The sequence below is a fragment of the Candidatus Thermoplasmatota archaeon genome (assembly GCA_022848865.1).
In the GTDB taxonomy this organism is placed as follows: Archaea; Thermoplasmatota; Thermoplasmata; order RBG-16-68-12; family JAGMCJ01; genus JAGMCJ01.
Window position 1 is genome coordinate 47,706 of record JAJISE010000006.1, and the last position, 14,930, is coordinate 62,635.

Genomic DNA, 14,930 nt, shown 5'->3' on the forward strand with positions numbered 1-14,930 from the left:
GAAATGGGTTATTGAGCGCAGGTGCTTCGAGATGGGGAGGAAGGGCGTTATCGATTCGTTCAGAAAGGGAGATCATCTCGCTTTGCACATTCTGATTCTAGCGGGGAATGAGGATGAGCGTTAGCAGGCAAGAACTGGCAGCGGCCATCGGGGCCGGCAGGGTCGCGGAGGACCCGACAACTGGAAAACCGGTGGCGAAGATAACGACGACGCAGGAGCTTGTCAAGCTCGTAGGGTTCTGCTCGAGCAAGAAAGCGAACCTCGTCGTGAAGAGGAGCAAGGACTTCTGGGCATCCGGTTCTGGGAATGGAGATGTGCTTCTCGACATGGACCAGCTTAACAGGTCCGTGAGGGTCGATCCGAACGACCTCTTCGTCAGCTGCGGGCCTGGTACCGCGGTCGCCGAGCTCATCGACGAACTCGAGAAGCAAGGCATGACGCTCGCAGCGCTCCCCGCCTCGAACGAGATGTCCGTGGGGGAGTGGCTGCTCTGGAGAAGGGCAAGCTTCGGAACGATAGCGAACGGCGACGTGTCGAACGAGATACGCTCCGTCGACCTCGTCCTCGGAGACGGCAAGGCGCTAGAAACGGGGTACGAGGCAATCTCCAACTTCGGTACAGGCTACGACCTCAACCGCCTGACGGTCGGTTCCTGCGGGATCTTTGGGATACCCGCCTGGGTCCATTTCTTCATTCGACCGATGCCTCCCGAGGTGAGGCTTCTGAAATACTCCCTGTCCGTCGACCAGCTGTCCGCCTTCCTCGGCAAAGTCTCGGGGATCTACGACGTTCACGACATCACGATTTCAGCGGGAGTTGACTCCGGACCCAAGCCTATAGTGCGAATCGCAATCCTCCGCGCGGGAGAGGCCAACGACGAGATTGAGGAAAGGATCGATGAGATCGGAGAGGGCCACAGCGCGACGAAGCTGGAATCGGAGAAACCGAACTCGTTCAGGTTCCTCTCGAAGAGGGGGAAGTTCGAGTTCGCGGACGAGATGGTCCTGCCGCAGAAGGGAATCCCTGATCTGCTTGAGACCATGAAAGAACCACTCGCCAGAATGGAGCTCGACTTCACAATCTTGACATCGGGTCTCTGCGCAGTCCGGGCGCTGGTCGTTCCCGCCAGAGCGAGACTCGGGCACGAGGACATCGACTCAGCCAAGAGGAAGTTCCAGGAGTCCGTGTTCACGACGGGCGGATTCATCCGCGACGTGGACCTCTGGACTCAGGACATGCAGGAGGGCGGCGCGTCGGCCTTCTGCGCGCTCAAGAGCGCCTTCGATCCCCGCATCGTGACATCGAAACACATCGTTGGAAAGGTCTCGAGCCAACATGCCGTTGGAGCTTGCGCGCGGGCCTCGTCATCGAGGATTGGGGAATCCTCCAGGGGGATAATGAGGGTCCTCCCGAGGAAGAGGGGGAAGCTGGACAATGGGCTGAGCAGGAAACTCGTTGAACTCATTGGCGAGGACAACGTCGCCCTAGACATGTTCAGGCGCTTGCTCTACTCACACGATCTGGCGCCTCTTCCGAAGCTCGTAGGCATCCCGTTCGAGGTCCTTCCCGATGCGGTCGTGAGGCCGAGGAACGTGGAGGACGTGCAGAAGCTGGTCGAGTTCGCCAGGGAGCACAAGATTCCGATCATACCGCGAGGAGGGGCGAGCTGGGGCTTCGGCGGGGCGGTTCCCAACCAGGGGGGCATCGTGCTCGACATGTCCCGCATGAACAAGATACTCGAGATCGATGAGGACAGCCGCATCGCCATCTGCGAGTCTGCCGTCACCTGGCTCGATATCTCCGAGGCCGCCGAGCTCAAGGGGCTGTTCCTGCCCACTTATCCCGGCAGCGCAAGGATCGCAACGGTCGGAGGCTGGATGAACACCGGAGGCGCGGGAATCGGGGCCTACGGGGCTGGAACGTCGGTCCAGCTTATTGAGCACATGCAGGCGGTCCTCGGTGACGGTAGAATCCTGAACACCGACGTGGACGGCGCCTCTGGCAAAGGACCCGACCTGAACGCCCTCATATCGGGGTCAGAAGGAGGACTCGGCATAGTCACGAAGGCTGCCGTCAGACTGCGGCCGATGCCCGAGGAGATCCGACCCCTTGCGTATTCGTTCGACAAGCTCCCGGCGATGGGGAAACCGCTGAGGGAGATCGGCCACTCGCAATCCCTCCCGTACAACGTGTCCTTCTCCGACGGCAACTACTTCGATTTCGTCCGCCTGCTCGGCAGGGAAGCCCCGGAGGTCGGTTCTCTTCTGAGCGTCACACTGGCGGGCTCAGCGAAGTCGAATGAGGCGGAGGAGGCGATGATCGATGGAATCGTCGAGAAGGGGGGAGGAAAGAAAGAGTCCGAGGATTTGGCGGTGCACGAATGGGAGGAGCGCACGTACGAGATGAGGATCAGGAGGCTCGGGCCGGGCGGGGCTCTGGGCGAGGTTGTCCTTCCCGTGACCGCGTTCTCGGAGATGATGAAATCCGCCGCCAAGATAGCTAAGGAGCTCAAAATGCTCTCCACCCTGAAGGGGGTTCTCATCGACAGGAACTGCGTTGCGTTCATGCCCTTCTACGTCGCGGACGAGCGGTATGCCATCGCCTCGTTGGCGTCGATGGGGTTCGTCAAGCACATCCTCGACAGGGCTGTGGAGCTTGGCGGGCGCGGTTCCGGTCTCGGCCTCTGGTTCTCGTGGAACCTGGACAATCTGCACGGCAAACTGGGCGGGGACATAATGACGAGCGTGAAGCTGACGCTCGACCCCGACGATATTGTCAATCCGGGGAAGTTCTTCGAGATGAGGATGCGCTACGGGGTAGGTATCCCCGGTCCGCTGATGGCCGTGGGCCTCGACATGCTGGCGATGGTGAAGAAGGCGTTTCCAAAGACAAAAATAGGCGGGCTACCCTCTGGAGTACGATAGCATGGTGGACATCGGCGAGATAGAGCTCGATATCTATGCATGTCTGCAATGCGGCTACTGCAAGGGGACGTGTCCAGCGTACGACATGTTCGGATGGGAGTCGGACAGCCCAAGGGGGAAGATGTTCTACCTGAAGCAGCTTCAGGAGCGAAGCATACTCGACAAGAACCCCAAGGAGATGGATCCGCAGTTCTTCGAGGCGCTCTTCCACTGCACATCATGCGGGGCGTGCGACGAGGTCTGCCATGTCGACATCAAGCTCTCCGACGTATGGGAGCAGGTGAAGGAGGAGTTCGTCCGGGCAGGATTCGAGGGCCTTCCAGGCCATAAGGAATTGGCCAAGAGGATATACAATCCCGAGAAAAGGAACCCCTTTCTGGATCCCAACGACCTGGAGAAGGACAAGCTCAAGAACAGGACCGCCTGGGTCCCGGAGGACCTGAAGACCAGCGACAACCCAGAGGTCCTCTACTTCGTGGGTTGCACGGAGGCCTACAGGATGCAGTTCCTTGCCGAGGCGACGGCGAGGCTCATCGAGGCCACCGGGGTCAGGTTCGACGTTCTTGGGACCGATGAGTGGTGCTGCGGCTCCCCCTTGCTTCGAACGGGACAGGGGGACGGGATAAAGGCCGAGTATGTCAACCACAACGTCCGAGAGGTCGAGCGGAGAGGCGCGACCACGCTCGTCACTGCGTGCGCTGGCTGCTTCAAGACGATCAAGGAGAATTACCCTCTCTATCACGGCAAGCTGAACTTCGAGGTGAAGCACATCACCGAGTTCCTGGCGGATTCTATCAAAGCTAAGAAGCTCGAGTTCACGAAGGAGTTCCCCAAGAAGGTCGCCTACCATGATCCATGCCATCTCGGCAGGCACGCGAAAGTCTTCGACGCACCGAGGGAGGTCCTCAAGGCGATACCGGGACTGGAGCTCCTGGAGATGAGAAGGAATAGGGAGAACTCGAGATGCTGCGGTGCGGGCGGCGGCTTCAAGATCGCCTTCAACGAGCATGCGGAGAGCATCGCCGCGGAGAGGGTCTTGGAGGCTGTCGAGACGGGCGCTGAGCTCATAGCGACCCCGTGTCCCTTCTGCGTCGTCAACCTCAACGCGGGAGCGAAGAAGGCCGGCATCGACATGAAGACCATGGACGTCGTCCAGATAGCCCACCAGTGCCTCTGACGCACTCGCCCCAGCCAATATCGTTTTATATCCACCGCGATTGAACCTTCAGGGAGTCTGAGATGAAAGTCGCCATGCTCACGCACAGCACCAAGCCCCGTGGGGGAGTGGTCCACGCCCTCCACCTCTCCGAGGCCCTCACGGACCTCGGGGTGGACGTTCATCTGTTCTCGTTGAGGAAATGGCGGGAGGAATCATACGCGCACGGGTTCTTCAGGGAGGTCTCCGTTCCGTTCGACGTATTCCCCTACCGCGCTCGCGGCAACCTCAACGAGGATGTCAAGAGGATGATCTCCACGTACGATGAGAACCTCCCGCTCGATTTCGACATATATCACACTCAGGACTGCATCGGAGGGAACGCACTCAACCTGCTGAAGAAGAAAGTCAGCGCCCCGACCATTCGGACGGTGCATCACGTTGACGAGTTTCGCGGCCCAGTACTAACGAAGTTCCAGGAGGATTCCATAAATCTGTGCGATGTGAAGGTTACGGTCTCGGAATACTGGAAGAAGAAGCTGAAGAAGGAGTACGGCGTGGACTCCCACGTCGTCCATAACGGCGTGGATGTGAAGAGGTTCGATCCTGAACGATACCCGAAACCTGAGCGGGCTGGTGTGGACATCCTCTTTGTCGGCGGGCTCGAGGCCAGAAAGGGCCTGGAGCATCTCTTCCTAGCGGTGGAGAACCTGCTGCCTCAACATCCAGATACGAGGCTGACGGTGCTGGGGAGGAGCGGGATGACATCGGCACAGGAATTCGACGAGAGAAGGCTCTTCTCCATCCTCGCGAAGAGACTTGGAATAGGCAGGAATGTTCGCTTTCTGGAACAGGTGAGCGATGAGCAACTGCCCAGCCTGTACGCGCTCTGCGATCTCCTCGTGCTCCCCTCGCGAATGGAGGGGTGGGGGCTGGCTCTGATGGAGGCGATGGCCATGATGAAGCCCGTGGTCGCAACGAGGGTGGGAGGCATTCCTGAACTCGTAGAGGACGGAAAGACAGGATATCTGGTGGACCTCGGCGACGTCCTGGGGCTTTCCGAGGCGATTGCCAAGCTGATTGACAACCCTGCACTGAGGAAGAAGATGGGCCGCCAAGGCAGGCGGTCCGCGAAGAAGTATACGTGGGACAACGCGGCAAGAAAGACGCTGCAATTGTATAAGACAGCCTTGGCGGGGTCGACATGAAGACATTCCGGTCAAGCGCCAGATGGATCGGTGAGAAGCAGGGAGAACTGACGTTCGAGAACGGTGAGAAGGTCGATTTCTCCTCTCCAGTGGACTTCGGCGGGATGGATGGCTTCGTCGTCCCCGAGGAACTCTTGATCGCCTCCTTGAACGCCTGCCTCCACGTGACCTTTCTCACGTTCGCCCAGAAGATGAGGATCGAGGTCCGGTCCTTCGAGTCGGAGGCGGAGGGCCATCTGGATGAGACAAACGACACGATACGGTTCGTCGGGTGCACGGTTCGCCTGCGGGTGCTGGTGGCGTCTGAGAGGGATGTCAAACGCGCAGAGAAAGCCGTCTCCTTGGCAGAGAAGAGATGCTTCATCTCGAACTCAGTGAGTTTCGAAGTGAGCATGGAGTCCACGATCCGCGTCGGCGAGATCGAATAACCTACTTCAGGAGGGCCTCTGCCACATCAATTGCGTCTTTGGCGAACACGAGAGAGGGTCCCCCGCCCATCTCGACGCCAATCGCGCCCGCCTCTAGAATCTCGTCCTTCGAGGCTCCCGCATCAATCGCCTTCTTGACGTGCGCTAGCACGCACGACTCCGACCGGACGGCGACGGAGCAAGCCACCGCGACTATCTCCTTTGTCTTTCGCGGCAGATGTCCGTCCTTGTAGGTCGACTGCAAGAGCGAACGGAAACCCTCATAGAGGTCGGGCATCTCCTTCCGAATCTTCTCCTGGCATTCGTTCCTGTCCTCGATTGCCTTGGCTACAGGTTTCATCAAATTTCCTCCGTCCTCGGCATCCCGCACGTGCTACTTAAGCCCTCGGAGGACGTGAAAGCGCGCCCGCCGGGACTTCGGAAAAGGAAATATGCTCAGAAGGGATTATGGCGACGAGGGTGTTCATGACGATGAGGTTCATCAACTCGTTCGAAGTCGTCGACCTGACGGAGAAGGATGATGACCGTTGGGTGACGCTGAGAGACATGAGGGGAGAGAAGGTCAATGTCAGGGTGTCAGAGTACACGGCTTCGGATCTCCACATCGGCGGGGTGGTGGGCCTTTATCTGGAGGTCTAGATCTCCCTTTCGTATCTCTGGACCAGCATACCCTTGGCTTGCTCGAAGGGCTCTCCCACTTTCCGGAATGAGTATCTCCTCACGCACAGCTCACCAATGCCGTGACCGATGAGGATGTTGACCACGTTCTTCCTGCAGTTCGTTCTCTTGGCCAATTCCAAGAACTGATCGTACATGGCCTCTGCCAGACCCGCCGCCCTGCAGCTCGGATGGATAGACTGGTGCTCTCCGAAACACGTGTCCCCGCGGATTCTCGCTTTGTAGACGCCGACGATCCTCTCATCGAGCGCTATCCCGAAATAGCGGTGGCCGCTCTTCATCTCCCCGACGATCTCCTCTGCGGAGAGCATCCTTCTCCGCCGCCATTCCTCAGGATACTCCTTCGCCTGAGGCCAGACTGCTCGGAAGAGGTCTTCTATGTCCTTTGCGTCCGTAGGGCCAAACTCTTCTACCACCCACTCCTCATTCATCTCCCGCACCCGAAGGTTGAGCAGGGGTCGCGCCGGTGATTATCTCATTCTCAAGGTCGAACAACACGCGTGACTCGTCCCCGAGGGAGACCCGCATCTTCCTCTCTCCAGTCGCGCGGCCCACGACAGCGGTGCCCAGTTCCCTCTCCCGCAGTATGTCCAGTGTCTCATCGGTCCTGGTCCTATCACAGGTCAAGATGAACCCGCATCCAGGATACGTGAGGACCCAGGACGACATATCAACGCTTTCGGGCTTGGGAATCGCACCCACGTCCACGTCCGCTCCCACACCGGAGGTCTCGAGCAACATTGCGATAGTACCCAGAACGCCTGGATTGGATATGTCCTTCGCTGCGGACGCAGACCCCTTGTCCGCGATCTCGACGAGGGCTCCCAGCCTGAGCAGAACATCCTCCGAGGACTTCCCGCTCGTGGAATCGAAATTCAGGAATCGGGATTTCATCCTTCCAACGAGGTCTGTTGCGACAACGATGTCGTCACCGGCCTTGCAGCCGAAGCTGGACAGTGGGTTCTGAGCGGCCCCGAGAATGAACAGCGAGATGGCAGGCGAGTCGGACGCAGGCTGCACGTGTCCCCCGACGATTGGGACTCTGAACTTCAACGAACCTGCTTTCATGCCCTTGGCCAAGAGCCTTCCTTCTTGTTCGTCTCGGAAGGTGAGCGTGTTCACGATCGCCAAGGGCCTCCCTCCCATCGCGTACACGTCATTGACGTTCGCGAGGACGGAGCAATAGCCCGCCCACTCGGGGTCCTCGAGGAGTCTGGACCATATGCTCTCGGCTGCGAGAAGAAGGTAATGCCCCTCATGGTCGATGACGGCGCAGTCCTCCCCGAAACCGTGAATGGTCTGTCCCATATTCTCGACGGGGCCGAGCTCCTCGATTATCGGGGAAATCGGTCTCTTCCTCGTGAGCCCTTCGTAGTTCCTCACGAGGTCGACGATGTCCTTCAACATGCTATCATCTGTAGTAGTCCATCAGGGCTGAGCATCCCCCGCAGCGCACGCACCCCGCCAAGTTCTTCGCCGGATTGATTCCGTGCTCTTTCATGCTATCACATGCGTAGGAGTAGAACTCCTCCATGACCTCCGGTCTTGGCGGGATGGAATCCCGAAGCGGTGTTTCGTCCAACGGTCTGAGCGGGACGACGAAGGGGATGACACCCGCCTCACACATCTTGTCGATCCCCGCCAAGGTCTCGATCCGGTCCTCTCCAAGCCCCAGGATGACGTAGGAGCTCACCTGATTGGGACCGAAGACGTCGAGGGCGTTCTCCCACGCCTCGAAGTAGACATCGTAGTCGCCCGCCTTGCCTGGACACACTCTTTCGAGGGTCTTTCTATCGAGGGATTCGATATGGATGCCAATGCTGTCCGCTCCCGCAGAATGCATCGATTCGATCTCTTCCTTGGAAACCGGCTCGATCTGCACGTGGACGCCCATCCTCGCGTTATCCTTCACAGCTCTAGTTACGCTCGAGAGCATCCTCGAGCCTTTGTCCCTCAGATTGGCTGTGCCCGTTGTGAGCGTGATGTGGTCGAAGCCTTCGCCCTCCGCCGCTTCGGCAACCTCGGCAAGATGATGTGGCTTCTTCACTTCCATTGTCATCCCGTGTTTCAGCGAGAGCTCGATTCCGCAGAACTTGCACTGGTCGCCCATCTCCCACCTCACGCATCTCTGATAGACAGTCGAGCCAAGACATCTGTTCCCGTGAGCCAATGCGATCATCCGCATTCTTACACCATCAGATGTCGGCGCATCATAGAATCTGGGGTTGTCCAGAAGGTCCACCTTCGTCTCCTTGCCTCCGTCGCTGACGTAGTGTTTGTCGTCACGTTCGAGCAGATGGATCGGAGAGTCCTCCGCAAACCCGAATATGGGGACGTTCGTGACCGAATCGTGCACAAGGAGGTACCTCCCACCAGCAGGTCCCGCGCCCCACTTCCTTCCCTCCTTCAGCTCGTCAGGGGCCTTCATTCCGAGACAGAGAAGTCTGTTCTTGAGGGTGGCTTCCATCTCCATTTCTCCAGGATGTTCCCTTAAGAGAAGGAACACGAGCTATAAACGTTTTATTCGGTGGACCCGGGAGTCCGAAGGACAGTGCCCGCGCTCACTTCCGCACACTCTCCACGGCCTCCTTGATGAGGCTGGAGAAGTCGCAGTTTACGGGGATATTGGCCTCACTGAGTGCGATCAGTTCGGACCTGGGTTCAGCATCGAGGAATCCCTTCTCTGTATAGAATGACAGGAGACCCTTCTTTGCCTTGAAGTGCTCGTCGTAGTTCCTGAAGGCTCCGCAACCGATGGTCTCGACGTTGGCTGAGAAGTTGAGGAATTGGGGAACCTGCTCGGCACTTCTCTGAACCACCTCGGTCCTCAGCCTGAGAGGTGCCTTTAGGCTGTACTTGATGTGGCCGAATGCGAGTATCTCGTATCCTAGCTTCCGAAGGTCCACGATCCTGGCGGTTCGCGTCAGACCGGTCCTCTCGAACTTCTTCCTCATGGTCGATATGACCTGTCTCGACGCATCGATCTTCTCAGACAGGGCAACATCCGTCTCCTCCGGACGCTCAACGAGGCCTCTGAGAACCGTCCTCTCTTTCTTCGTGAGTCTCCTGATGTCGACCCTCTGGAAGGGGGCTTCAACGATCGCTTTGTCCTTAATGTCAAAAAGCCCGCGAAGAATCCAGGAGTAGTCGAAATGCCTAATGTGCTTGCTGGTTTCAAACGGGAAGACCACCGATGTCCCTTCAGCTCCACGAAACAGGTCCGTTTCCGCGAACTCGATCTCAATCGCTTCCGCCCACCTTCTGTAGGACGTGTAGTTCCTCACGGCTGAGACATGAAAGAAGAAACCTGGTGACGTCACAAGGTAATACAGGCCCTTGTTCTCTCTCCTCAACGCATCCACGAAGCGGTTCCTCAAGGCGTCGTCCGCGGAAGGACTGAACTTCCCGTACCCGACGACGGTCAGTTCGAACCCGAGTTTGTTGGCTGCAGGGATCCTGACAGTCTTGAAGTAGCCAGATTCGTGCAATCGTCTTCTAATGGCGGTGATGGTTGAATGCTTGACCTCCATCTCCTCGGAGAGCTCACGGTCGTTCATGGTCGGATGCCTCACAAGCCCGTAGAGGACCTTTCTCTCGTTTGTCGTCAAACCCTTCTTCACGAACAGTTCAAAGGTCCCGACATATTTGAAGTCTATGAATTTGTTAGGACTTCCCCCAATACTGCACTCAATGTCCTTCGTGGATCGTGCAACTCGTGCAGATATCTCAGGAAGCGCGCCGTGGTCCGCGTGGCGGAAGCATGCTACCCTCGGAACAGTCGCGTCCGCCTGTGTTGTGCACCCCCAGAACATTGCCAAGCAACCATTATATAGACAGACTGATTTAATTGCAGTGGAGATGTGGCCAATACGGGACGTGAGATATCAGGTTACACATGCCTGCGATCTCCATTGCCCCCACTGTTTTGCGAAAGCCGATAAACCGCTGCCCGACGAGTTGACGCTCGAGGAAGCGAAGGCAATGGTTCTCGACCTGAAGGAGAGTGGGATGAGAATGATCACACTCACGGGCGGCGAGCCACTATGTCGAGAGGAGTTCACGCTTGACCTGGCTTCCTTCCTGGGCGAGCAGAGAATCCGCTACAGGGTCTTCACGAACGGCCTCCGCATGACGGAAGAAATCGCATCCCGTCTGAAGGAGAGCGACACCTACGAGGTTCAGGTGAGCTTCGACGGTCTGAGAGAGACCCATGATGCGTTTCGCGGAACCGAGGGGTCCTTCGACAAAGCGATTGGGGCTCTCGAAATCGCCAGAGACGCGGGGCTGAGGACAACGGTCAGAGTCACGGTCACGAGAAGGAACTCAGAGGAGATCCTCGACCTCCTGGACATCGTCTATCCGCTGGGTATATCTGCCTTCAGGATTAGACCGTTCGTCCCCGTCGGAAGAGGAAAGGAGCACAAGGAGTTCATCCCCAAAAGGACAGACTTCGAGAATTCCTTCGGTCGTCTCGCAAAGGTGAAGGAAAGGTACCCGATCCAGATCACGTTCATAGTTCCCCATTTCATCTTCGTCTTCGACAGCAGCAGGAAGTATCATTCCGAAAGGGAGTTCGACGGCATGCCCTGTGTGTGCGGAAAGACCCTGGCAGCGATTACGCCAGACGGAGGGGTCAGACCGTGTGGTTACTTCTCCTCCGACCTGGGGAATGTAAGGGAGATGAAGTTCTCTGAGATATGGGAGAACAACGAGTTCCTTCAGAGAATGAGGAACCTCGAGAGACTGGAGGACAGGTGCATGGAGTGCGAGTTCCTGAGCCTTTGCCGTGGCGGTTGCAGGGCGTCCGCGTACGAGAACACGGGAAGGCTCGATGCGACCGATCCCCTTTGTCCGTTGGTGGAGTGAATGTTGAGACCAGAGCACTGCAGAGAGGTTGGCATCAAGGACGTTGACTTCCCGCTCAACCCGGAGAGCATCGTGAAGGCCTGGAAAGGGGAGAGGATCTACTTCAGAACGAAGTACCTCGTCCTCAGGAGTGGAGACGAGCACTGCGTCCTTGGAGTCAAATCGGCGGCATCCAGTGTCATGAATGATGTTGACAGCATCGATATCATATCCCTTCCAAATGAGACCGTGTGGGTGGAAGACGCGGAGATAGATGTCCTGAGCCCGACACAGCTTGTCCGTGTCGCCCTTCAGCATCCCGGCAAGACAGTAGTCGTGAAGGGAAGGTTCGACCACGTGAGCTTCGTCAAGGATCCCGAGGCCATGAGGATACGGGTATTCGATGTGGTCCCGCCGGCCTCGAAACTGGTCAGCCTCGTCAGGGATGCCGCCGACTCGCAGGCCATCAGTGTGGCGGTGGACGTCGAGGAAGATCTTGTGGACATAAACGTCCTGGCAGAGGATGTGAAGACTGAGGAAATCCTTCTTCCTTGCGAAGGAGAGTTGGCGACGGAGAAGACGGTTCTCTATCTGGCGAAGGGTCCTGCCGTGCGCGACGCGACTCTCATCGGGTGCGAGTTCTCCAAGAAGGTCGCTAGGGAGCTCTATGGCAGGGATCTGCCATTCATTCAGATGTGCCCGTGGAGATTAGTCAATCGAACCGATGTACCGACGATAGTGAAGTGTTGCGAGCTCCAATCGGGCTTCAAGATCGACGGCAATGTGGCGATTGTCCCATGGGGTGCTAAGACCGAGGATGTCGCTCAGGCAGTGGAACACCTGCTCAGTGGGAGCGAGACCGGATGATTGTCATCTCGCACAACTACCAGGACGGTCCCACCCAGGAAGTCTCAGATCACATCTTCGGAACGACAAGCATAGTAAGGAGAGCGCGAGAGTTCAAGGGGAAGCAGGTGCTCTTCTGCGGCGTCATGTACATGGCGGAGGACATGTACAACATGGTGGACGGTGACATCGAGATATTCCTCCCCGAGATACAGGTCAGGGATGGAGAGATCGACAGACCGAGATGTCCGATGATCAAGAAGCAGACGGGAACCGAGATCGTCACAGCAAGACATCTCCAAGAAGCGAGAAAGCACGAACCCGATATGATCCTATCGTACATCAACACACCTTCGAGCATAAAGGCGAAGACGGATGGCGTCTACAACGGGACCGTGGGTCTCGACGTCATCAGGAGAATCGCCGAGGACCGCGGAGGCAAGGGCAGCGTGGCCTTCATCGGAGATCATAACATGAACGAGTGGATCGCAGATGTCGTGAGACCTGAGTTCCCAGAGTTCAAGGTGATTTCGGTGCCCGCGCTTGGCGTCCAATGTCCCAGTCACGTGAAGATCGATGAGGCACTCTTCATTGAGACGTATCAATCTCTGAAATCGAGATTCGGTGACGACCTCGGGTTGGAAATGCACGCTGAGGTGACGAAAGAGCTTCGGGAGTTCGGGTTCGAGAACGACGCCTACTTCGGCGGGACGGGGGGGTTGGTTCACAGGCCCATGGAGTCTGACATCAACCACTGGCTCGTGGGCACGGTCGAGGGCGTTGTGGACAGACTCAGACGCGAATCGACTAAGGATATCTATTCTCTCGGAATCAAATGCCCGAACATGTCATTCACCACTCCTGAAAAGGTCTCGATCGCGAGAGAGTTGCTAGAAGGCGGTGGCCCCGTCGCAGAGGCTCGCTACGTCACGTCGGACATGCCCTATTTCGATGTAGAGATCCTGCGGCCAGATGTCGTGAAGGGAGTGATGAAAGGCTCCTCGCGGATACCAGCGGTGAGAATCACTGTGAAACAGGGGATCAGTGAAAAAGCAAAGCAGGCCCTGGAGCTACTCCTCTGATATCATTCTTCCATGGGACACTTAGCACCGCAAACGTCGCATTCGAGACATTCCTTGACTTCCCTCGTCACGGAATTGCCGTCCCCGGAGGATGTGTGTCCGTCTGCTGCAGGGTTCATGTTCATCCATCAATACTCTACGTTTCCTTATATACCTTTGCCCGCGAATATCATGAAATCACCGCTTTCCGTGCATTGTGTGACGAGATACCCCTGTCGCATGGCGTTTTGCGGTGTTCCATCTGCGTTACCTGTTGTTTCTATCACGGAAGGCATAAATATGCATCTAGCGATAGGAAAGATTGAAGACTAGAACCGCCATTTGGCTACGTCGCCAATAGGCGTGAGGATCGGAAAAACATGAGCGACCGAGTGTTGGTGCTGGGAGGAGGAATCGCAGGAATCCAATCCGCCCTCGACCTTGCGGAATCGGGCGCCGATGTGACGATTCTCGAAAGCTCTCCCTTCATCGGGGGCCGTATGGCCCAGCTGGACAAGACGTTCCCCACGAACGACTGCTCCATGTGCATACTGTCTCCCAAGCTCGTTGAGGCGGGGAGGCATCCGAACATAGAGCTTGTCACCAACGCGGACCTGATCGCACTGGAGGGAGAGAAGGGCAACTTCACGGCGACGATACGCAAGAAGCCCAGATACGTGAACGAGGAGAAGTGCGTCGCCTGCGGAATCTGTGCGGAGAAGTGTCCCGTCAAGCTTCCGAGCGAGTACGATGCTTCCACTTCCGAGAGAAAGGCCATCTACCGAGCGTATCCTCAGTCCGTGCCTTCCACTTACGTCATAGACAAGGACAACTGCATATACTTCAAAACGGGCAAGTGCAGGGCCTGCGAGAAGTTCTGCGAGGCCAAGGCCATCGACTTCGATCAGAGCGAGGAGGAAGTGAGGATAGAAGTCGCCTCCGTCATCATAGCATCCGGAGCGGATGTCTTCGATCCCTCCGAGATACACGAGTACGGCTACGGCGTGCTTCCGAACGTCATCACGAGCCTCGAGTTCGAGAGGCTTCTCAGCGCATCAGGTCCAACGCAGGGAGAGATAGTCAGGCCCTCCGACGGGAAGGAGCCTGAGAACATCGCTTTCATACAGTGCGTCGGCTCCCGGTCCACGGTCTACGGAGGAGAGTACTGTTCCTCCGTGTGCTGCATGTATGCGCTCAAGGAAGCTATCGTTGCGAAGGAGCACTCTGAAAGAATCAATGCACACATCTTCGCGATGGACCTGCGCGCGTACGGCAGGGAGTTCGAGGACTATCGCATCAGGGCGGAGGAAGAGTACGGAATCCAGATAACCAGGAATAACAGAATCGCCTCGCTCGAGGAGCCGCTAGAAGGAAACGACATCATAGTCAGATACGTCGAAGAGGGTGAGATCAGGGAGAAGGTCTTTGACTTGGTCGTCCTTGCAGTGGGCCTCCAGCCACATCGTGATTTCTCCAGGTTGAGCGAGGTCTTGGGGCTCGACCTCGACAAGTATGGATTTTGCCTGACTCAAGGATTCGAGCCCGTTCAATCATCCCGGCCCGGCGTTTACGTTGCCGGCGTTCTTGAAGGTCCCAAAGACATCCCTGACAGTGTCTGTCAGGCCTCCGCTGCAGCGGATTTGTCCTCTCAGGGGGGCGAGGAGGAGGTGGATCGTGGGAGCAAGGATCTTCCGGACGAGATCGATGTCTCCGGAAAGGAGTCCCGCGTTGGCGTCTTCATCTGCCACTGCGGCATCAACATCGGCAGTGTCGTCGATGTCCCC

The 14,930-nt window shown here is 57.3% G+C and carries 14 protein-coding genes; 9 read left to right on the forward strand and 5 right to left on the reverse strand.

The window, feature by feature from the left end; genetic code table 11:
- Positions 1–113 precede the first annotated feature (113 nt).
- The 4 genes from LN415_02285 (at position 114) to LN415_02300 (ending at position 5,716) form a co-directional block, all read left to right on the forward strand.
- A complete protein-coding gene (locus LN415_02285) occupies positions 114–2,924 on the forward strand; it encodes an FAD-binding oxidoreductase (GenBank protein ID MCJ2555922.1) in 2,811 nt (936 codons plus the stop codon).
- Position 2,925: 1 nt separating this feature from the next.
- Positions 2,926–4,101: a (Fe-S)-binding protein gene (locus tag LN415_02290; protein ID MCJ2555923.1), complete on the forward strand. Its 1,176-nt coding sequence runs from the start codon at positions 2,926–2,928 to the stop codon at positions 4,099–4,101.
- Between the two features lie 62 nt (positions 4,102–4,163).
- A complete protein-coding gene (locus LN415_02295) occupies positions 4,164–5,288 on the forward strand; it encodes an MSMEG_0565 family glycosyltransferase (protein MCJ2555924.1) in 1,125 nt (374 codons plus the stop codon).
- On the forward strand, positions 5,285–5,716 hold the full coding sequence (locus tag LN415_02300) for an OsmC family protein (GenBank protein MCJ2555925.1): 432 nt from the start codon (positions 5,285–5,287) through the stop codon (positions 5,714–5,716). Before LN415_02295 ends, LN415_02300 begins: the two co-directional genes overlap by 4 nt.
- A gap of 1 nt (position 5,717) precedes the next feature.
- Here the strand turns inward: LN415_02300 and LN415_02305 are convergent, their stop codons facing one another.
- A complete protein-coding gene (locus LN415_02305) occupies positions 5,718–6,056 on the reverse strand; it encodes a carboxymuconolactone decarboxylase family protein (GenBank protein MCJ2555926.1) in 339 nt (112 codons plus the stop codon).
- Between the two features lie 107 nt (positions 6,057–6,163).
- Here LN415_02305 and LN415_02310 point away from each other — a divergent pair, with 107 nt between their 5' ends.
- A complete protein-coding gene (locus tag LN415_02310) occupies positions 6,164–6,355 on the forward strand; it encodes a hypothetical protein (GenBank protein MCJ2555927.1) in 192 nt (63 codons plus the stop codon).
- Here LN415_02310 and LN415_02315 read toward each other — a convergent pair.
- The 4 genes from LN415_02315 to LN415_02330 form a co-directional block, all read right to left on the reverse strand.
- Entirely contained in the window at positions 6,352–6,810 is a 459-nt protein-coding gene (locus LN415_02315) for a GNAT family N-acetyltransferase (GenBank protein MCJ2555928.1), read from the reverse strand. The two genes, LN415_02310 and LN415_02315, sit on opposite strands and share 4 nt — an antisense overlap.
- A 7-nt stretch (positions 6,811–6,817) precedes the next feature.
- Entirely contained in the window at positions 6,818–7,801 is a 984-nt protein-coding gene (locus LN415_02320) for an AIR synthase related protein (GenBank protein ID MCJ2555929.1), read from the reverse strand.
- A gap of 4 nt (positions 7,802–7,805) precedes the next feature.
- Positions 7,806–8,861, reverse strand: coding sequence for an MSMEG_0568 family radical SAM protein (locus tag LN415_02325; GenBank protein MCJ2555930.1), 1,056 nt, complete (start codon positions 8,859–8,861; stop codon positions 7,806–7,808).
- Positions 8,862–8,955: 94 nt separating this feature from the next.
- Positions 8,956–10,002 (reverse strand): hypothetical protein, encoded by a 1,047-nt coding sequence (locus LN415_02330; protein MCJ2555931.1) that lies wholly within the window; start codon positions 10,000–10,002, stop codon positions 8,956–8,958.
- A gap of 250 nt (positions 10,003–10,252) precedes the next feature.
- Between LN415_02330 and LN415_02335 the strand changes: the two genes are divergently transcribed.
- From LN415_02335 to LN415_02350, 4 genes are all read left to right on the forward strand, one after another.
- A complete protein-coding gene (locus LN415_02335) occupies positions 10,253–11,260 on the forward strand; it encodes a radical SAM protein (protein ID MCJ2555932.1) in 1,008 nt (335 codons plus the stop codon).
- On the forward strand, positions 11,261–12,106 hold the full coding sequence (locus LN415_02340) for a hypothetical protein (GenBank protein ID MCJ2555933.1): 846 nt from the start codon (positions 11,261–11,263) through the stop codon (positions 12,104–12,106).
- Positions 12,103–13,167 carry a quinolinate synthase NadA gene (gene nadA / locus LN415_02345; GenBank protein MCJ2555934.1) on the forward strand — a complete coding sequence of 355 codons (1,065 nt, stop codon included), beginning with the start codon at positions 12,103–12,105 and terminating at the stop codon, positions 13,165–13,167. Before LN415_02340 ends, nadA begins: the two co-directional genes overlap by 4 nt.
- 359 nt (positions 13,168–13,526) lie before the next feature.
- Positions 13,527–14,930 (forward strand): CoB--CoM heterodisulfide reductase iron-sulfur subunit A family protein (locus LN415_02350; protein MCJ2555935.1); only part of this gene is annotated, 1,404 nt, incomplete at its 3' end.